This window comes from Pseudomonas sp. B10(2017), assembly GCF_002113295.1.
Classification (GTDB): Bacteria; Pseudomonadota; Gammaproteobacteria; order Pseudomonadales; family Pseudomonadaceae; genus Aquipseudomonas; species Aquipseudomonas pudica.
Map to the genome: position 1 here is coordinate 1 of NZ_NEJU01000036.1, position 19367 is coordinate 19367.

The following is a 19367-nucleotide window of genomic DNA, read 5'->3' on the forward strand; positions in this document are numbered from 1 at the left end:
CGATGGATGGCACGGGCTTCGCCCGTGTTCGCGGGCAAGCCCGCTCCCACAGGGATCACGCCAGCTTTTAGAAATTGAGCAAGACAGTTGCTCCCACAGGCACTGCACCGCCTTCGCAACCTGTGGAGTACCTTGTGGGAGCTGGCTTGCCGGCGATAGGGCCAGTACAGGCAGTGCGAGAAGTTGCCAAAAAAAACCAGATCAGTGCTTCAACGCCAATAGCGCGAATCATCCACCACCCTGGCATGCCCCTCGAACAGCGCCGGCAGTTGCTCCTTGAGGTAGTCGATCCAGGTACGCACTTTGGCATCCAGGTAGTGCCGTGACGGGTAGATCGCGTACAGCGCGCTCTCGCGCAGGCGATACGGCGCCAGCAACCGGCACAACCGCCCCTGCTCGATCGCCTGGCTGGCGGTGTAGAACGGCAGCAGGCCAATGCCCATGCCCAGCTCGCTGGCCACCAGCATGGCGTCGGCGACGTTGGTGGAAAAACTGTCGCTCGGTGCGATCACGCACTGGTCCACCCCTTGCGGGAACACCCAGTCACCTTCGTACATCGGATAAGCCATGCGCAGGCAACGGTGCTGGTGCAGGTCTTCCGGGCGCTCTGGCACGCCATGGGCCATCAGGTAGCTTGGCGCCGCGCAGGGGATGCTGAAAATGTTGCCCAGCGGCACGGCGATCAGCTGCGAATCCGGCAACGCACCGTCCACGGTAATCACCACGTCATGCCCTTCGGCCAGCGGGTCGGGGTTGCGCTGGGACAGGGTCAGCTCGATCACCACCTCCGGGCACAGTGCGTTGTAGCCGGCTACCAGCGGCATCAGCAACAGGCCCATGCCGTGCGGGCAATGCAAGCGCAGGTGGCCGCGGGGCGTGAGGTGCGCGCCACGGGCTTCGCCCACCGCCTCTTCGGTCAGCAACAGGATCTGCCGCGAGCGCTCGAGAAACCGCTCGCCCGCCTCGCTCATGCGCAAACGCCGCGTGGTGCGGTGCAGCAGGCGGGTCTGCAGCTGGTTTTCCAGCTCGGCAACGATGCGCGAAACCTGAGCCGCGGAAATGTCCAGGGCATTGGCGGCCGCAGCGAAGCTGCCGCATTCCACCACACGGGCGAAGGTACGCATGGCATGCAGCATGTCCATGAAGGTGTGCTCCTTGTTCGGTCTTATTCTTGCGTTACAGGCAGGAATCTATCACGAGTTAGCCCATTTATTGTGGATGACCAATGAATGGATCATTAGCCATACATTGAAAAAAAGGAGCCTGCCATGAAACGTTCGATCGCTGTCCTTGCCGTTGCCGCTACTCTCGCCTCGTTCGGTGCCTTTGCCGACACCGGCAGCAACCAGCCGGTCAGCAGCAGCAATTATGAATACGGCATGCCGCTGGATGTGGCCAAGGTCATCTCCATCACCCCGGCCACCAACGCCGCCGACTGCCAGGTTGGTACCGCGCACATGGTGTATGTCGACCATCAGGGCCAGAAACACGAAATCGACTACCGGGAAATGGGCAACTGCTCGCAGCAGTGAGTCAGGCCAGCACCTCGATGATCCAGCCGACCTGTTGCCTGAAGTCGTCGATTTTCGCCTGAGGCACCGCACCGCGGGCCCGCTCGAAGTTGGCCAGGGTCTGTTGCTTCTGCCGCAGCATGCGCCGCCACTTGACCAGGAACGCCTCGCTTTTCTCCTGCACCAGCACCGGGCCGAAATACAGCTGTTCAGCGCTGTACGCCGCCCCGCCCGGCTCGGCGACGATGATCTCGTAGTCGAAGCGGTTTTCCCGCAGCAGTTCTTCGCTGACGATCCGGTAGCCATTGCCCATCAGCCACTGGCGCAGTTCGCGCTCGGCGCCATTGGGCTGCAGCACCAGGCGGGTGACGCCAGCCAGGCGCTGCTTGCCGGCCTCGAGGATCTCGCACATGGTGTCGCCACCCATGCCGCAGATGCTGATCACCGAAATGCGGTCTTCCGGCTCGACCGCTGCCAGGCCATTGGCCAGGCGTACGCTGACCCGCCCTTCAAGGCCGTTCCTGCGCACGTTGCGCTGGGCCGAGGCGAACGGCGTCTGCGCCACCTCGCCCGCCACCGCCGCGTCCAGTACGCCGCGCAGCATCAAGGCCACCGGGAGGTAGCCATGGTCCGAGCCGATGTCTGCCAGGCGTGCACCTTGCGGTACTTGTGCAGCCACGCGCTCCAGGCGCCTGGACAATGTCTGTTCGTTCAACGTAAACCCCTGCTTTTCAATCGGCCGCGATTCTGACGGCGAACGCCGCGCATTTCAAACTCCGGGGTGCCCTCGACCGGGCCAGCGCGCTCGCGTAGGCTTGCCGCTTTCCTTCCGTAGCAAGGCAAAACACACAATGGCACAAGCAGACATCATCTACACCCCGGACCCGGACGCCGAGTCGATTTCCTCCGACGTCGCCGAATACAACGGCGTGCTGGTCACCACGCAGATCCCGACCCACGCCGATGGCAGCCTGGAACTGGGCGGCATCGTCGAGCAGAGCGAGTGCACCCTGCAGGCGCTGAAAGTGGCGCTGGAGAAGGCCGGCAGCGGCATGGACCGCGTGCTGCACCTGACCATCTACCTCACCGACATGGCCGACCGCGCGGCATTCAACGAGGTTTACCAGCGCTTCTTCAGCAAGCCCTGGCCGGTACGCGCTGCCGTGGGTGTGGCTGCACTGGCGGTCGAAGGCATGCGCGTGGAAGTGACCGCAATGGCCGCCAAGCGCTGATTCACCTTCAAGGGCCCTATCGCCGGCAGGCCAGCTCCCACCTCGACCGCGCTGCCCTCAGGCCAGTGCAGTACCTGTGGGAGCTGGCTTGCCGGCGATAGGGCCGGTGCAGGCAGTACACCTCTCGGCACCCCGATGATGCCGCCAACCCGTTTCGCCGCTACAATGCCCGCCTAAACCGTGACAGCCCGAACCTATAACGATATGTCCCTTCCAAAGAATCACCTGGAACTGCTCAGCCCTGCCCGTGACGTGGCCATCGCCCGCGAAGCGATCCTGCACGGCGCCGACGCCATCTACATCGGTGGCCCGAGCTTCGGCGCGCGCCATAACGCCTGCAACGAAGTCAGCGATATCGCCGAACTGGTCGAGTTCGCCCATCGCTACCATGCACGCGTGTTCACCACCATCAACACCATCCTTCACGACAACGAGCTGGAGCCCGCGCGCAAGCTGATCCACCAGCTGTACGACGCCGGTGTCGACGCATTGATCGTGCAAGACCTGGGGGTGATGGAGCTGGACATCCCGCCGATCGAGCTGCACGCCAGCACCCAGACCGACATCCGCACCCTGGAACGGGCCAGGTTCCTCGATCAGGCCGGTTTCTCCCAGCTGGTGCTGGCGCGTGAACTGAACCTGCAGCAGATCCGCGCCATCGCCGCAGAAACCGACGCTGCCATCGAGTTCTTCATCCACGGTGCGCTGTGCGTGGCCTTCTCCGGCCAGTGCAACATTTCCCATGCGCAGACCGGCCGCAGCGCCAACCGTGGCGACTGCTCGCAAGCCTGCCGCCTGCCCTACACCCTGAAGGATGACCAGGGCCGGGTGGTCGCATTCGAGAAGCACTTGCTGTCGATGAAGGACAACAACCAGACCGCCAACCTGGCTGACCTGGTCGATGCCGGCGTACGCTCGTTCAAGATCGAAGGCCGCTACAAGGACGTGGCCTATGTGAAGAACATCACCGCCCACTACCGCAAGGAACTCGACGCCATCCTCGAAGGCCGCCCGGAGCTGGCCCGCGCCTCCAGCGGTCGCACCGAACATTTCTTCGTGCCCGACCCGGACAAGACCTTCCACCGCGGCAGCACCGACTACTTCGTCACCGACCGCAAGGTCGACATCGGCGCCTTCGACTCGCCAACCTTCACCGGCCTGCCGGTGGGCGTGGTGGAAAAGGTCGGCAAGCGTGACATGCTGGTAGTCACCGAGGTGCCGCTGACCAATGGCGACGGCCTCAATGTGCTGGTCAAGCGCGAAGTGGTGGGCTTCCGCGCCAACATCGCCGAACCGCGTGGGGAGTTCGAGGAAGACGGCGAGAAGCGCTACCGCTACCGCGTCGAGCCCAACGAAATGCCCGAAGGCCTGCACAAGCTGCGGCCCAACCACCCGCTGTCGCGCAACCTCGACCACAACTGGCAGCAGGCCCTGCAACGCACCTCGGCCGAGCGCCGGGTCGGCGTGCAATGGCACGCGGTACTGCGCGAGCAACGCCTGGCGTTGACCGTCACCAGCGAGGAAGGCGTGAGCGCACAAGTGGCACTGGACGGCCCGTTCGGCCCGGCCAACAAGCCGCAACAGGCGCTGGAGCAGTTGCACGATCTGCTCGGCCAGCTGGGTACCACCATGTACCACGCCGACAGCATCGAGCTGGACGCCCCGCAGGCGTACTTCGTCCCCAACTCGCAGCTCAAGGCCCTGCGCCGCGAAGCCATCGAGGCGCTGACTGATGCACGGGTTCAGGCGCACCCGCGTGGCGGGCGCAAGGCCGAGACCACGCCACCGCCGGTTTACCCGGAGTCGCACCTGTCGTTCCTGGCCAACGTGTACAACCAGAAGGCCCGCGACTTCTACCACCGCCACGGCGTGCAGCTGATCGATGCGGCCTACGAGGCCCATGAAGAGCATGGCGAAGTGCCGGTGATGATCACCAAGCACTGCCTGCGCTTCTCCTTCAACCTGTGCCCCAAGCAGGCCAAGGGCGTGACCGGCGTGCGCACCAAGGTGGCACCGATGCAGCTGATTCAGGGTGATGAAGTGCTTACCCTCAAGTTCGACTGCAAGCCGTGCGAAATGCACGTGATCGGCAAGATGAAAAGCCACATCATCGACCTGCCGACCCCAGGCAGCGCGGTGGCCCAGGTGGTGGGGCACATCAGCCCGGAAGACCTGCTGAAGACCATTCCGCGCGGGCCGCATTGATCGATAGCCTGTTCGCGGGCAGCCCCACCCACAGGTACTGCGCCAGCGTCACGGTCGATACAGTACCTGTGGGAGCGGGTTTACCCGCGAACACCAGCGTAGCCGGTGCCATCCACTGCTCAGCGAATCTGGTGCTTGTGCAGCAACCGATAGAACGTCGGCCGCGATATACCTAGCACCTTGGCCGCCACGCTCAGGTTGTCACTGTGCCGGCTGAGTACATCGCACAGCGCCTGGCGCTCGGCCCGGTGCTTGTACTCTTCCAGCGTGCCCAGCGGTTGCTGCACCTGGTCGAGGGTCTGCAACCCCAAGTCCTGCGCCTCGATTTGCCGGCCTTCGGCCAGCACCAGCCCGCGCCGCACACGGTTGGCCAATTCGCGGACATTGCCGGGCCAGTCATGCCGGCCCATGGCCGCCAGGGCATGGTCGCTGAACGAACGCGGTCGACGCCCGGTTTCCAGGCTGTAGTAATGGGCAAAATGGCTGGCCAGCATCGACAGGTCGCCATGCCGGTCGCGCAAAGGCGCGGTCACCACCTGCAACACGTTCAGGCGGTAATACAGGTCTTCGCGAAAGCGCCCTTGCTCGATGGCCCTTTCCAGGTCCACATGGGTAGCCGCCAGCACCCGCACATCCACCGGGATCGGCTGGCTGCCACCCACACGCTCGATGTGCTTTTCCTGCAGAAAACGCAGCAAGTTGGCCTGCAACTCCAGCGGCAGGTCGCCAATTTCATCGAGGAACAGCGTGCCGCCATGGGCCGCTTCGATGCGCCCGGCCTTGCGCTGATGGGCACCAGTGAAAGCGCCCTTTTCATGGCCGAACAGTTCCGACTGGATCAGGTGCTCGGGGATCGCTCCGCAGTTGATCGCAATGAACGGCTGCTCGCTGCGTTGCGACTGGCGATGCAGGGTGCGGGCCACCAGTTCCTTGCCAGTGCCGCTTTCGCCGCGGATCAACACCGGCGACTCGGTAGGCGCCAATTTGCCCAGCAGTTTGCGCAGCTCGCGGATCGGGCGGCTGTCACCGAGCAGCTCGTGGCTGGTTTCATCCACCCTCGCCACCCCTTTGCCGCGCAAGCGGGCCATGCCGAAGGCCCGGCCCAGGGTGACCAGCACGCGGGAAACGTCGAACGGCAAGGTGTGGAAGTCGAAGAACCATTCACAGACAAAATCGCCGACGGCCGGCATGCGCAGCTGTTCGGCGCTGAGCACCGCAATCCATTCGGTGTTGCTGCGCTTGATCAAGTCCTTGACCCCGTCCGGGCGCCTGAGATGTGACGCCTGCAAGCGCAGCAGGCCCACATCGCAGGGATGATCCAGCGCGGTTCCGAGCATGCAGCTGTGTACATCCCAGCCTGCGCTAGACAATCCAGGCAACAAACGGTGGCAGTCATCGCAGGGGTCGACGATGAGCAAACGGCGTGGGGCGGCAGGCTGCTGCATGACCGATCCTTGGCGCCAGTTTTCGGTTTTTTGAAATAAAACAGTAAGTTGTGGCGCCCGATTAACAGTAGCAACGAAGTTGACGGTTCCCAGTACCGTCTGTCTGCCGAATCATTTTTTTACAATCAATGACGGGAATTTTCGCACTTTATCGACATCACATGGCGGCGTGGGCAAGAACGGATTCGAACCTGGCAAATTTTTTTCAACCAATGTGTGACTCGCCCCCGGACAACGAGCATCAGTACACATAACCCCGCGCTGCACTTCGCGATAACCGAGGCGACTTTGAAGCAACGCGGACTTATCTGGATGTTTGGGACCATAGAGAGACCGAACCATGAATGCCCCGCTCCGTGTCAACGAAGCACTGCTGATTGCCGACCACGCCTTCGAACCTTTCCAGTGCGTAGCCTGGGATGCACCCAACGGTACTGGTGAACTGAGCCTGGCAGTGATCGACCGGACCAGCACCCGCATCGGCAGCAAGCAAGTGTCCTCGCGTATCTACTCCGACCCGGCCCAGTGGGCCAGCCTGATCGAGGAAGTGCGCGCCGAGTTGTGCGAGAAAGGTTACGACCTGCAACCGTGGTCGATGCCGAAATAATATCGGCCGGCAAACCAAGTGCGTGCATCGCCACGCACTTGTACAACTTCCGGGTTGCTGTTCTGGCAACTTTTCTTATTGCGACATAGTGTCGCACCGATACTTTTCAATCCACCAAACTGAACTGTTGCAGATGCTGGTAATCAGCCTGAAGTTGTTGCGCCAGACGCTGCGCACGCCCCAGGCGCACTGGTGCCAGTTCCATATCCACCAGCAGAGTGGCACACGGCATCGGCTGCACGGTATTCCAGTGCTGCAGACGACCGTCGGTAAACACCAGGCAGCGTAGCGCTTCTTCGGGGTGGGCTCGTCGCCGCGCCTGCAACCATTGCCGGGCCTCTTCCAGTGCAGCGATCAACGGCGTGCCGCCACCGGCCCCCAAGGCTTGCAGCCACGGTTGCAAGGCGGCCGAGGCCTTCAGGCTGTGGCGCTGCCACTGCGGCGTGCGCCCGCTGGCGGTAAGCAGGGCCAGCCGGGCCCGCTGGCGGTAGGCGTGGTCGAACAGCGCCGCCAGCAGCCCTTTGGTTTGTGTAAGCGCCTGGTGGCGGCGGGTCGAGGCCGACGCATCGACGATTATCAGCCACAGCTCTGCGGGCCTGGCCTGGCGTTGCTGCCAGCACAGGTCCTGGCGCTGGCGTGGCCGGCCCTTGAGCAGGGTCGGCAGCCAGGCCACCCGACCGGCCGCGGCATTGCGCGCCCGGCCTCGGCTGGCACCGTACTGCTTACCTGCGCCTGCTTTGGCATCCACCCCTTTGGCAGGTGGCTGGGGGATGCTCAGGGCTTTTTTGCCCAGTTCGGCACCTCGCGGCGGGCGCCACTGGCCACCGGCTGTGCCGGCATTGCCCCCCAGTCGCCCTGCGCGCCCTGTTCGCCAGGGTTGCCCGTGCCTTGTCGGCCGGGCTGTTGCTCAGGCTGCTGCGGAGCTGAAGGCGGGTTGGCCTGGGGCGTAACACGGCGGCGATGGCGCAAGGCGAACTCGGCCACTGCATCGACATCGGCCTCCTCTATGGCCTCGCCGCCACGCCAGGCGCAATGGGCGCGTGCAGCGCGCAGCCAGACCAGGTCGGCGCGCAGGCCGTCGACCCCGGCGGCGTAGCAGCGTTCGGTGATCCAGGCCAGCGCCTGGTCGTCCAGGGCAATGTCCGCCAGGGCGTGGCGCGCCGCCTGGCAGCGCTCGCGCAATTGCGCCTGGGCCTCGGCCCATTGCGCACAGAAGGCCTGCGGGTCGCTGTCGAAGGCCAGGCGCCGGCGAATGATCTGCTGGCGCGCCTCAGGCTCGGGCAAGCCTTCCAGAGCCACGTTGAGGCCAAAGCGGTCGAGCAACTGCGGGCGCAGTTCGCCCTCCTCCGGGTTCATGGTGCCGATCAGTACGAAGCGGGCACTGTGCCGGTGCGAGATGCCGTCGCGCTCGATGCGGTTGGTGCCACTGGCCGCCACGTCGAGCAGCAGGTCGACCAGGGTATCGGGCAGCAGGTTGACCTCATCGACATACAACACGCCGCCATCGGCCTGGGCCAGCACCCCGGGGGAAAACTGCGCCTTGCCCTGCCCCAGCGCGGCATCCAGGTCGAGGGTGCCGACCAACCGCTCTTCGCTGGCGCCCAGTGGCAGGGTGACGAACGGGCCCTCACCGAGCAGGTCGGCCAGGCCACGGGCCAGGGTACTCTTGGCCATGCCACGCGGCCCCTCGATCAGCACGCCGCCGATCCTAGGGTCGATGGCGGTCAGGCACAGCGCCAGTTTAAGGTCGTCGGCACCGACCACGGCTGCCAGTGGAAATTGCACGGGTTCACTCATTTCAAGCCTGTTCCTCGCCGTCGAGCAGTTGTTCCTCTAGGGCTTCGCGGTAGTCGCCAGGCGCCTGCCACAGGCCGCGCTGCTGGGCCTCCAGCAAACGTTCGGTAAGGTCGCGCAGGGCCTCGGGGTTGTGCTCGCGCATGAAGTCGCGGGTCGCCGGGTCGAGCACGTAGGCATCGGCCAGCGCCTGGTAATGATGGTCGTCGATCAGCTGCGTGGTAGCGTCGAAGGCGAACAGGTTGTCGACCGTCGCCGCCATCTCGAAGGCGCCTTTGTAGCCATGGCGCTTGACCCCGTCGATCCACTTCGGGTTCAGCGCCCGGGCGCGGATGACCCGGTTCAGCTCTTCCTTGAGGGTACGGATGCGCGGCCGGTCGGCCTGGCTGTGGTCGCCGTGGTAACTGGCCACTGCCGCACCGGACAAGGTTTCCGAAGCCGCCAGCATGCCACCCTGGAACTGGTAGTAGTCGTTGGAATCGAGCAGGTCGTGTTCGTGATTGTCCTGGTTCTGCAGCACCGCCTGCACCTTGGCCAGGCGCTGGGCGAACTGGGCGCGGGCCGGGGTACCGTCGTCACTGGCGCCGTAGGCATAGCCGCCGTGGTTGAGGTAGACCTCGGCCAGGTCGTCGCGGCTGTGCCACAGGCGCCCATCGATGGCGTTCTGCACCCCGGCGCCGTAGGCCCCGGGCTTGGCACCGAACACCCGCCAGCCAGCCTGGCGCGCGGCCTGCTCGGCGTCCACGCCCTGCGCCTGCAGCGCGGCGCGCTCGCTACGCACGCGGGCGGCCAGGGGGTTGAGATCGTCCGGTTCATCCAGCGCGGCCACCGCCCGCACTGCAGCATCGAACAGGCGGATGAGGTTGCCGAAGGCATCACGGAAAAAGCCGGAAACGCGCAAGGTCACGTCAACCCGCGGGCGGTCGAGCAGGCTGAGCGGCAGGATCTCGAAATCGTCGACCCGCTGGCTGCCGGTGGCCCATACCGGTCGCACACCCATCAGCGCCATGGCCTGGGCGATGTCGTCGCCGCCGGTACGCATGGTTGCCGTGCCCCACACCGAAAGGCCGAGTTGGCGCAGGTGATCGCCGTGGTCCTGCAGGTGGCGTTCGAGGACCAGGTTGGCCGAGGCGAAGCCCAGGCGCCAGGCGGTGGTGGTAGGCAGGTTGCGCACATCCACGGTATAGAAGTTGCGACCGGTAGGCAGCACGTCCAGGCGCCCACGGCTGGGCGCGCCACTGGGCCCGGCCGGCACGAAACGCCCGGCCAGCGCCGATAGCAGGCCATTCATTTCGGCGCTGCCGCAGGCGTCCAGGCTGGGTGCCACCGCTTCGCGCAGCGCCTGCACCACATCGTGCACCGGCTGCCATTCGCTCTGGGCAGGCAACTGTGCGGTGCCGCCCAGCGCCTGGTCGATTACCTGCAGCGCCAGCAGTTCGAGGCGTTCGCGGGTATCGCCACAGGTGCGCCAGGGCTCGCTGCTCATGGCCTGCAACTGCTCGGGGCGTGCGCCCTGCCACGGCTGGCCGAGTTCGCAATCGAGCGGGTCGAAACCCGGCACCAGCGCCTTGGACAGAACCCGCAGCAGGCTGGCATTGCCGCCGCGACCGTCGCCACGCTCGACCCGCAACAACGCCAGCAAGGTATCCAGGCGCAGCCGGCCTTCCGGGGACTGGCCGAACACATGCAGGCCATCGCGAATCTGCGATTCCTTCAGGTCGCACAGGTAGGTGTCCAGGCGCGGCAGCCACACCGCGGCATCGTCCAGTTGGCCTTCCAGTTGCAGTTCGCGGTCGATGTGGTTGGCCTTGACCAGTTCGAGAATGTCGCGCTGCAACTCGCGGGCGCGCCGCGGGTCGAGCAGCTGGGCCTCGTAGAACTCGTCGGCCAATTGCTCCAGGTGGCGCAACGGGCCATAGGTTTCGGCACGGGTCAGCGGCGGCATCAGGTGGTCGATGATCACCGCCTGGGTGCGGCGCTTGGCCTGGGCACCCTCGCCCGGGTCGTTGACGATGAACGGGTAGATGTTCGGCAGCGGGCCGAGCAAGGCGTCCGGCCAGCACTGTGCCGACAACCCGACGCCCTTGCCGGGCAGCCATTCGAGGTTGCCGTGCTTGCCGACATGGATCACCGCGTCGGCGGCAAAGGCATGGCGCAGCCAGAAGTGAAACGCCAGGTAGCCGTGCGGCGGCACCAGGTCCGGATCGTGGTACACCGCGCTGGGGTCCACCTGGTAACCCCGCGCCGGCTGAATGCCGACGAAGGTCAAGCCAAAGCGCAGGCCGGCCACCATCAGCCGGCCACTGCGGTACATCGGGTCTTGCTGCGGCGGCCCCCAACGCTCCAGCACAGCCTGGCGGTTGGCCTCTGGCAGGCGCTCGAAGGCGGCCTGGTAGTCGGCCAGGCTCAGGCTCTGCGCACAGGGGCGCAGGTCCAGATGGTCGAGGTCGTTGGTCACGCCGCCGAGCAACTGGTGGATCAGTTGCGTGCCACTGCCCGGCAAGTCGGCCAGCGGATAGCCTTCGGCCTGCAGGGCCTTGAGAATGTTCAGCGCCGCCGCTGGCGTGTCCAGGCCAACGCCGTTGCCAATGCGGCCATCCCGGGTCGGGTAGTTGGCCAGCACCAGGGCCACGCGCTTTTGCGCATTCGGCAGGCGCGCCAGCTCGACCCAGCGGCGGGCCAGTTCGGCGACAAAGTCCATGCGCTCGGGGTGGGCGCGGTAGCAGACCACGTCGGACTGGCTGCGCTCGCTGCGCCAGGCCATGTCCTTGAAACTGACCGGGCGGGTGATGATGCGCCCGTCCAGTTCGGGCAAGGCAATGTGCATGGCCAGGTCACGCGCCCCCAGGCCCTGCTCGCTGGCTTCCCAGCCGGGCTGGTTGTCTTGCGCGCAGATGGCCTGCAGCACCGGGATGTCGCGACGGAACGGGCGCAGGTTGGGGCGTTCGGGGCTGGACAGGGCAAAGCCGGTGGTGTTGACCAGCACTTCGGCCCCCACCTCGTCCAGCCAGGCTTCGACCTGCTCCAGGCAGGCGCTTTCCTTTAGGCTGGCCACGGCGATCGGCAACGGGTTGAGCCCGGCGGCCTGCAGGCGCTGGCAGAACACATCGATGAACGCGGTGTTGGCCGCCTGCAGGTGCGAGCGATAGAACAGCAGCGGCGCCACTGGCTGTTCGGGGTGCCACTGCGGGTACCAGTCCTCCAGCGTGGCGCTGCCCTTGGCGGGGTGATACACGGCAGTGCGCGGCAAAGGCTGTGGTTCGTCCCAGGCATAGTCGCGGCCCAGCCACTGGCTGGCCAGGCAGTTGAACAGGTTGATGGCGTTGGCCTTGCCGCCCTGGCGCAAGTAGTGCCAGAGGCGTTCGGCCTGCTCGCCGCTGACACTGCCCAGGCTGGTCAGCTCCGGGTCCGGGCGGTCGTCGCCCGGCACCAGGATCAGTTGCACGCCTCGGCCGGCCAGCTCGACCAGCTGCTCGACGCCATAGCGCCAGTAGCCGACGCCACCGTGCAGCGACACCAGGATGACCTTGGCATGGCGAAGTACCTGGTCGACGTAAAGGTCGACCGAGGCATGGTTCTGTACCTGCATCGGGTTGGCCAGGCGCAGGCTGGGGTAATCCTGGGGCAATTGCTCGGCGGTATCGGCGAGCAATGCCAGATGGGAATCGCCGCTGCAGAGAATCACCAGCTCGGCGGGCGTCTGGCCGAGGTCGGCAATGCTGTCATCCGGCACGAAGCCGCCGGGCTGGGTCCGCAGCAGATGCATGGGTCAGGCGCCCAGTGCCTGGCGCAGGCGCGCTTCCAGCTGGGCGGCGTCGAGGTCTTGGCCGATCAGCACCAGGCGGGTGATGCGCGGTTCGTCGGCGCGCCAGGCGCGGTCGAAGTGCTTGTCGAAACGGGTGCCCACGCCCTGTACCAGCAAGCGCATCGGCTTGCCCGGGATGGCAGCGAAGCCTTTGGCGCGCAGGATGCCGAATTCCACCACCAACTGGGTCAGGGCGTCGAGCAGCAGGCTTTCGTCGGCTTCTGGCAGGTCGATGGAGATGGAGTCGAAGGCATCGTGGTCGTGATCGTCATGGTCATCGCCGTCATGGTGCGAGTCGTGGTGGGTACGGCGGCCATCGATGTGCGCCTCGGACTCGGCACCCACGCCCAGCAGCACTTCCAGCGGCAGCTTGCCGCTGCTGGCTTCGATCACCTTGACCGCCGGCGGCAGTTCTTCGGCCACCTCGGCGCGGACCTTGGCCAGGCCTTCGGCGTCGATCAGGTCGGCCTTGTTCAGCACCACCAGGTCGGCGCTGGCCAGCTGGTCGGCGAACAGTTCGTGCAGCGGCGACTCGTGGTCCAGGTTGGGGTCGAGCTTGCGCTGGGCATCGACCTGGTCCGGGTAGGCGGCGAAGGTGCCGGCGGCCACGGCCGGGCTGTCGACTACCGTGATCACCGCGTCGACGGTGCAGGCATTGCGGATTTCCGGCCACTGGAAGGCTTGCACCAGCGGTTTGGGCAGGGCCAGGCCGCTGGTTTCGATGAGGATATGGTCCAGGTCGCCACGGCGTGCCACCAGCTCGCGCATCACCGGGAAGAATTCTTCCTGCACGGTGCAGCACAGGCAGCCGTTGGCCAGCTCGTAGACGCGACCGGTGGCTTCTTCTTCGGTGCAACCGATGCTGCACTGCTTGAGGATTTCGCCGTCGATGCCCAGTTCGCCGAACTCGTTGACGATCACCGCAATGCGGCGGCCTTGGGCGTTGTCGAGCATGTGGCGCAGCAAGGTGGTCTTGCCCGAGCCGAGGAAGCCGGTGACGATGGTGACGGGGAGCTTGGCCAGTGTTTTCATGTCGCATTGCCCTTGGCAGATTGGCGCGGGCATGCAGGACGACAGCCGCAGGCCAGGCCGGCCGGGCTTGTTCGCCACCGGATCACCCCGCCCGGTTGAAAGTCGAAAACGTGACGAGGCAGGTCTCCTGGCTCGCACCGTTCCATGTGCCCGCTGGTGCAGCAGGCTGGCGGGATGACGCCTTCCCGCGCGCGGGCGCAGTGGCTGTGTCGATCCGTTGTCGGTGCTTACAGTTGCGGGGGCAGCCGCGGCTTGTACCGCGTTCCCGTCTTAGCTTCGGCCTGGCCGAAGAACCTCGAAGTGGCAAGGCTACGCAGTGGCTGGCGGGTGGTCAACCATTGCTGTCGGGCTGGCCGACAACAAGTGCCGCAACTGCGTTAGAGTGGTGGCTTTGAGCAGCGAGGCCCACGGTGAACCCCCTGAACAAGCGCGATATGGCACGCCTGGAGCGTGAGCTGGTGGCTTGCCTGACCGAAGCCTGCGAAACCGCCAAGGCGGAGATCGTCGGTTTCAGCTGGCTTACCCATCGTCTGGCTCTCGAGGATTTTCCGGCCAGCCTGCGTATTACCTGGGTATTCGAGCGAGAGGCCGAAAAGGCCGCCGCCTTGGCGGGCGACGCCAAAATGCGCATGCTCGCGCTGACGGGCCTTGCGCTGGAGCAGGCCGGCATTCAGCTGGATCATCCAGCCTGGCATGTACGGTTTGACAGTGAAGAGGCGTGCCAGCAGAGCCACGGGGGCGATTGGACCAGGCGTTTGGTGGGGCGCTGAACCAGAGGCATGCGCGGCCCTGCAGGTCCGGTGCACGCCTTAAGGGCGACGCCGGCCATGTGGGAGCGGGTTTACCCGCGAACACGGGCGAAGCCCGTGCCATCCACCGCGTCGCCTGTCTCGCGGGTGAACCCGCACCCACAGGGTCCGTGGCGCACTCGCGGAATGTGTTTTCCCGCGACAACAATGCCTCTATCCGTTAGGCTACGCATTCCCCTGTCACGAGGTATTCGTCCAATGCGCCATTGATGCCGCCGTCCCTTCGACGGCCAGTCTTCAGCCTCCGGTTCGCTCCGGAGATGTCGCGGCATTTGTGGAGTTGTGCATGACGAACACGTCGATCCTGACGCTGGACAGCGTCTCCCTGGCCTTGCCTGACGGCAGGCTGTTATTTACCGACCTCAGCGAAACCTTCGACCAACGCCGCACCGGCCTGGTCGGGCGCAACGGTGTGGGCAAGAGCCTGCTCGGGCAGATACTTGCCGGCCAGCGCGAACCAAGCAGCGGCCAGTGTCGGCGCCTTGGGCGCGTCCATCTTCTGGACCAGCAGGTGATCGAGCACAGCGCCACGGTCGCCGACCTGGCCCAGGTGGGCGCGGTGCTCGCTGCGCTGGAGCGCATCGAGCAAGGCAGTGTCGCACCCAGTGACTTCGACGCCGTCGGCGAACGTTGGGATATTCGCGAGCAATTGCAGGGGCACCTGCAACGCCACGGCCTGGGCCAACTCGACTGGCACCAGCCCGCCCACAGCCTGAGCGGTGGTCAGGCCATGCGCGTGGCGCTGGTCGGCGCCTGGCTCAGCGAAGCGGACTACCTGATACTCGACGAACCGAGCAATCACCTGGACAGCGACGCCCGCGCCCAACTATTGGGCATGATCGAAGCCTGGGACCGGGGTTTGCTGGTGATCAGCCATGATCGCAGCCTGCTCGCGCACATGACGCGCATCGTCGAATTGTCCAGCCTGGGCTTGCGGGCCTATGGCGGCAACTACACCTTCTATTCGGCCCAGAAAGCCAGCCAGACAGCGCAGGCCCAACAGCAACTTGCCCGGCTGAAACAGGAGCAGCAACGCCAGGCGCGCGAACTGCAGCGTCAGCGCGAAGATCTGGAACGTCATCAAGCCCGCGCCGGAGGCAATGCCAGGCACGCCAACCAGGCCAAGATCCTGATCGACCGCCAGCAGGAGCGCAGTCAGGCCACTGCGGGCAAACAGCGCCGCGACCATCGCGACGCCCGGCAGGCGCTGCAGGGCAAAGTGCGTGACGCCGCCCGCGAAGTCGAGCAGGACAGCGCCATTACCCTGCATGCACCCACGCCGCAGCTTCATCCAGGCCGCGAAGTGCTGGCCCTGCAGGCGCTGCGCCTGCCACGCGGGACGCGCAAACCACTGAACCTGCGCGTGTGCCTGGGCCAGCGGGTGGGCCTGGTAGGCGCCAATGGCAGTGGCAAGTCCACCCTGCTCAGGCTGATGAACGGTGAGTTGCCAGCACCAACCGAGAGCCTGCGCCTCAGTGGGGAAACCGCCCTGCTCGACCAGCACTGCAGCGCACTGCCAGGCCACACCAGTGTGCTCGAGCACCTGCGCCAGGCAAACCCGACGCTGGCCCAGGGCGACTTGCGCAGCCGCCTTGCGCAACTGGGCCTGGATGCGGCCCGCATCGACCTACCCAGCAGCCTGCTCAGCGGGGGTGAGCGGATGAAGGCGGCACTGGCCGCCGTGCTATACCGCGAACGGCCGCTCGACCTGTTATTGCTGGACGAACCCGGCAACCACCTGGACCTGCCATCGCTGGCCGCACTGGAACACATGCTCGGGCAGTTTCGCGGGGCGCTGGTGGTGGCGTCCCACGACCAGGTACTGCTCGACCAGCTGGCGCTGGACGAGTACCTGCACCTGTAAACGCCGCAATAAATGCATTGCAGGCTATCAATTCGTGACTGGCCGTTCCCGATCTGCCACGGATGTATTATGGTGGCGTGGTGCGCATATAACAGCAGCCCGAGCAATCGGGCACTTGCAAGACAATGAGGGTGTCATGAGCAACGAAAGCATTAATTGGGACAAGCTCGGTTTCGACTATATCAAGACCGACAAACGCTACCTGTCCGTATGGCGCAATGGCGAGTGGGACAAGGGCACCCTGACCGAAGACAACGTACTGCACATCAGTGAAGGCTCCACCGCCCTGCACTACGGCCAGCAGTGCTTCGAAGGCCTCAAGGCCTACCGTTGCAAGGACGGTTCGATCAACCTGTTCCGCCCGGACCAGAACGCCGCCCGCATGCAGCGCAGCTGCGCCCGCCTGCTGATGCCGCAGGTGCCGACCGATGTGTTCATCGAGGCGTGCAAGCAAGTGGTCAAGGCCAACGAGAAGTTCGTGCCTCCGCATGGTAAAGGCGCCCTCTACCTGCGCCCGTTCGTGATTGGCACCGGTGACAACATTGGCGTGCGCACCGCCCCCGAGTTCATCTTCTCGATCTTCGCCATCCCGGTTGGCTCGTACTTCAAGGGCGGCATGAAGCCGCACAACTTCCAGATCTCCAGCTTCGACCGCGCTGCCCCGCAAGGCACTGGCGCGGCCAAGGTCGGTGGCAACTACGCCGCCAGCCTGCAGCCGGGTGCAGAAGCGAAGAAAGCCAACTTCGCCGACGCCATCTACCTCGACCCGCTGACCCACACCAAGATCGAGGAAGTCGGTTCGGCCAACTTCTTCGGCATCACCGCCAACAACGAGTTCGTCACCCCGAAATCGGCTTCGGTGCTGCCAGGCATCACCCGCCTGTCGCTGATGGAACTGGCGCAATCGCGCCTGGGCCTGACCGTGATCGAAGGCGATGTGGAAATCAACAAGCTGGACCGTTTCGTCGAAGCCGGCGCCTGCGGTACCGCGGCGGTGATCACCCCGATCGGCGGCATCGAGTACAACGGCAAACTGCACGTGTTCCACGACCTGGAAAAGGTCGGCCCGGTTACCCAGAAGCTCTACAACGAGCTGACCGGTATTCAGAGCGGTGACGTGGAAGCACCGGCTGGCTGGATCGTCAAGGTTGCCTGAGACGCTTTAGCGGCTTGAAAAACGGGGCATGCCAGCAATGGCATGCCCCGTTTTTTATTGGCTGACGCGGTCAACTATGATGGCACCGGCTGCGCCGGTGTTCGCGGCTGAAGCCGTTCCCACAGGTACAGCGCAAGCCTGAAGCCTGCGCCTTCCCTGTAGGAGCGGCCTTGTGTCGCGAAAGGGCTGCGAAGCGGCCCCAGGATATCCGCACAATGCACAAATCGAGGGGCCGCGCAGGCAGGTAGTTCTCATGCAAGGCGACGCTGTATCAGCAGGTGCCGGGCTTTGTCGAAGGCCCAGTTGTACAGCACGGTGTAGGGCAGGATGATCACGAAGAAGCCCAACTCCACCATGAACGCCTGCAGCAACGAAATCTCCAGCATCCACGCCGCCACCGGCAGACACCACACCACCAGCCCGGCTTCGAAGCCCAGGCCGTGCACAAAGCGTGCGCTGGCCTTCCAGTGGATGCGCTCGCCGCGGACGTAGCGATCGACCAGCGCGTTGTAGACCATGTTCCACAGCATGGCGATCACCGACAGGGTCACCGCCAGCGCTCCCGCCGTCGCAAGCGACTTGCCCATGATCCAGGACAGCAGCGGCGCACACAGCAGCACGGCGAACACTTCATAACCGACGGCGTGAACCAGGCGCTCGGTGAAAGACACGTTTTTCATTGCAAAATCCATCCTTTGCGTGAGTCGTGCTTCCTATTTTCTTTGATAGAACTGATACTCGCGATATAGCTACCATCGATTTTATCAATACCATGCGCTACTCACCCGAAGCTCTGGTCGCCTTTGTCGAAGCTGCATCGCTGGGTTCGTTTTCCGCTGCGGCGCGCAAGTTGCGCAAAAGCCAGTCGACGATCAGCATCGCCATCGCCAATTTCGAGGCCGATGTGGGTTGCCCGTTGTTCGAGCGTGGCGACCGTCACCCCACGCTGAACGACGCTGGGCGACAGGTGCTGAGCCATGTCGAGGCGATTCTCGATGCCAGCGCCCAGCTCGATGCCCTGGCGGTGCGGCTGGCTGAAAACGTCGAGGCACTGGTCTCGGTGGTGATGTCGGACAGCTACAGCGTGACGTTCCAGGGCGCGGTGATGGCCCGCTTCGCCCAGCACTACCCGCATACCGAGCTGCGCTGCGGCCCGTCGGAAGATGCCGACGTGATCGAGCTGATCCAGCAGGGCCTGGCACATGTCGGTATTCTCGCCACCCAGCCCAGCTACCCCGCTGACGTTGCCGTGGCACGCCTGCCCGAGCAGGCAGAGTTTGGTGTGTACGTGGCCAGCGGGCATCCGTTGGCGGCTTTGCCCCAGGTGCAGATGCAGCATCTGGAGAACGTCCGGCAGCTGTATATAAAGACCTATGCTCAAAGCTTGCACCCGGGGCGTGGCCAGGCCTGGTCGGCACCGGACTACCTCACCCTGCTGGAGTTCGCCGTGCGCGGGTTCGGCTGGGCCGAACTGCCCAGGGCACTGGTGGCACGCTTTGGCAGTGGGCTGGTGGAGCTGCAGGTGGCCGGGTACCCGCGACGGGTTGACATGGATGTGGCATGGTCGAGCCGGCGCGCGCTCGGGCCGGCGGGGCAGTGGCTGGTGCGGCAGATGTTGGGGCAATAGGCCTTTATCGCCTGCAAGATCCTGGGGCTGCTGCGCAGCCCGTCGCGACGCAAGGCCGCTGCTATAGGGGCACTAAAGCGAAAAATCCTACAACGTTTTAGGAAGCCCATTGCTCCCCCGCGAAGGCGTTCCTCGCTAGTGTTTTGGCCGTTGCGTCAAATCACTGGAAAAGGAACTCCTGATGAGCATCAGCAAAACCATCCACATCGCCATGCAGGAAGAAATCCCCAACACCTACGGCACCTGTAACGCCTGCGGACGCTCCGGCCTGCCAATTCTG

At 64.8% G+C, this 19367-nt stretch carries 16 protein-coding genes and 1 riboswitch; of the genes, 8 read left to right on the forward strand and 8 right to left on the reverse strand.

Annotation, left to right across the window (positions count from 1 at the left end):
• Nucleotides 1–209: 209 nt before the first annotated feature.
• A complete protein-coding gene (locus CAF92_RS25730; RefSeq protein ID WP_046614367.1) occupies nt 210–1142 on the reverse strand; it encodes a LysR family transcriptional regulator in 933 nt (310 codons plus the stop codon).
• A 126-nt stretch (nt 1143–1268) separates the two neighbouring features.
• Between CAF92_RS25730 and CAF92_RS25735 the strand changes: the two genes are divergently transcribed.
• On the forward strand, nt 1269–1532 hold the full coding sequence (locus CAF92_RS25735) for a DUF2790 domain-containing protein (protein ID WP_085602298.1): 264 nt from the start codon (nt 1269–1271) through the stop codon (nt 1530–1532).
• A gap of 1 nt (nt 1533) precedes the next feature.
• Here CAF92_RS25735 and CAF92_RS25740 read toward each other — a convergent pair whose 3' ends face one another.
• Nucleotides 1534–2226 carry a tRNA (adenine(22)-N(1))-methyltransferase TrmK gene (locus CAF92_RS25740; protein WP_085602299.1) on the reverse strand — a complete coding sequence of 231 codons (693 nt, stop codon included), beginning with the start codon at nt 2224–2226 and terminating at the stop codon, nt 1534–1536.
• Nucleotides 2227–2362: 136 nt separating this feature from the next.
• Between CAF92_RS25740 and CAF92_RS25745 the strand changes: the two genes are divergently transcribed.
• Together CAF92_RS25745 and CAF92_RS25750 are read left to right on the forward strand one after the other, a co-directional pair.
• The gene (locus CAF92_RS25745) at nt 2363–2743 is read left to right on the forward strand and encodes a RidA family protein (protein WP_046614370.1); all 381 of its coding nucleotides are present in this window, start codon (nt 2363–2365) and stop codon (nt 2741–2743) included.
• Nucleotides 2744–2947: 204 nt separating this feature from the next.
• The gene (locus CAF92_RS25750; protein ID WP_046614371.1) at nt 2948–4948 is read left to right on the forward strand and encodes a U32 family peptidase; all 2001 of its coding nucleotides are present in this window, start codon (nt 2948–2950) and stop codon (nt 4946–4948) included.
• A 119-nt stretch (nt 4949–5067) separates the two neighbouring features.
• On the opposite strand, the gene CAF92_RS25755 is transcribed toward CAF92_RS25750, so the two are convergent.
• Entirely contained in the window at nt 5068–6393 is a 1326-nt protein-coding gene (locus CAF92_RS25755; RefSeq protein WP_085602300.1) for a sigma-54 dependent transcriptional regulator, read from the reverse strand.
• Nucleotides 6394–6733: 340 nt separating this feature from the next.
• Between CAF92_RS25755 and CAF92_RS25760 the strand changes: the two genes are divergently transcribed.
• Nucleotides 6734–7000: a hypothetical protein gene (locus tag CAF92_RS25760; RefSeq protein WP_013972506.1), complete on the forward strand. Its 267-nt coding sequence runs from the start codon at nt 6734–6736 to the stop codon at nt 6998–7000.
• A gap of 106 nt (nt 7001–7106) precedes the next feature.
• Here CAF92_RS25760 and CAF92_RS25765 read toward each other — a convergent pair whose 3' ends face one another.
• The 4 genes from CAF92_RS25765 to cobW form a co-directional block, all read right to left on the reverse strand.
• Nucleotides 7107–7673 (reverse strand): VWA domain-containing protein, encoded by a 567-nt coding sequence (locus CAF92_RS25765; protein WP_085602306.1) that lies wholly within the window; start codon nt 7671–7673, stop codon nt 7107–7109.
• A 101-nt stretch (nt 7674–7774) separates the two neighbouring features.
• Nucleotides 7775–8797 (reverse strand): ATP-binding protein, encoded by a 1023-nt coding sequence (locus tag CAF92_RS25770; protein ID WP_085602301.1) that lies wholly within the window; start codon nt 8795–8797, stop codon nt 7775–7777.
• 1 nt (nt 8798) lies between these two features.
• Nucleotides 8799–12560: a cobaltochelatase subunit CobN gene (gene cobN / locus CAF92_RS25775; protein WP_085602302.1), complete on the reverse strand. Its 3762-nt coding sequence runs from the start codon at nt 12558–12560 to the stop codon at nt 8799–8801.
• Between the two features lie 3 nt (nt 12561–12563).
• Nucleotides 12564–13631, reverse strand: a complete 1068-nt coding sequence (cobW, locus tag CAF92_RS25780; RefSeq protein WP_085602303.1) for a cobalamin biosynthesis protein CobW — start codon at nt 13629–13631, stop codon at nt 12564–12566.
• Nucleotides 13632–13730: 99 nt separating this feature from the next.
• Nucleotides 13731–13944, reverse strand: a riboswitch (cobalamin riboswitch).
• 97 nt (nt 13945–14041) lie between these two features.
• Here cobW and CAF92_RS25785 point away from each other — a divergent pair.
• The 3 genes from CAF92_RS25785 (at nt 14042) to CAF92_RS25795 (ending at nt 17460) form a co-directional block, all read left to right on the forward strand.
• Nucleotides 14042–14401, forward strand: a complete 360-nt coding sequence (locus CAF92_RS25785) for a hypothetical protein (RefSeq protein WP_143516227.1) — start codon at nt 14042–14044, stop codon at nt 14399–14401.
• 325 nt (nt 14402–14726) lie between these two features.
• Nucleotides 14727–16304: an ATP-binding cassette domain-containing protein gene (locus CAF92_RS25790; RefSeq protein WP_085602304.1), complete on the forward strand. Its 1578-nt coding sequence runs from the start codon at nt 14727–14729 to the stop codon at nt 16302–16304.
• Between the two features lie 136 nt (nt 16305–16440).
• Complete coding sequence (locus CAF92_RS25795) at nt 16441–17460, forward strand: branched-chain amino acid aminotransferase (protein WP_046614378.1); 1020 nt, start codon at nt 16441–16443, stop codon at nt 17458–17460.
• 251 nt (nt 17461–17711) lie between these two features.
• Here the strand turns inward: CAF92_RS25795 and CAF92_RS25800 are convergent, their stop codons facing one another.
• A complete protein-coding gene (locus tag CAF92_RS25800; RefSeq protein WP_046614379.1) occupies nt 17712–18140 on the reverse strand; it encodes a multidrug/biocide efflux PACE transporter in 429 nt (142 codons plus the stop codon).
• 92 nt (nt 18141–18232) lie between these two features.
• Between CAF92_RS25800 and CAF92_RS25805 the strand changes: the two genes are divergently transcribed.
• Nucleotides 18233–19087, forward strand: coding sequence for a LysR family transcriptional regulator (locus CAF92_RS25805; RefSeq protein WP_085602305.1), 855 nt, complete (start codon nt 18233–18235; stop codon nt 19085–19087).
• Nucleotides 19088–19367 lie beyond the last annotated feature (280 nt).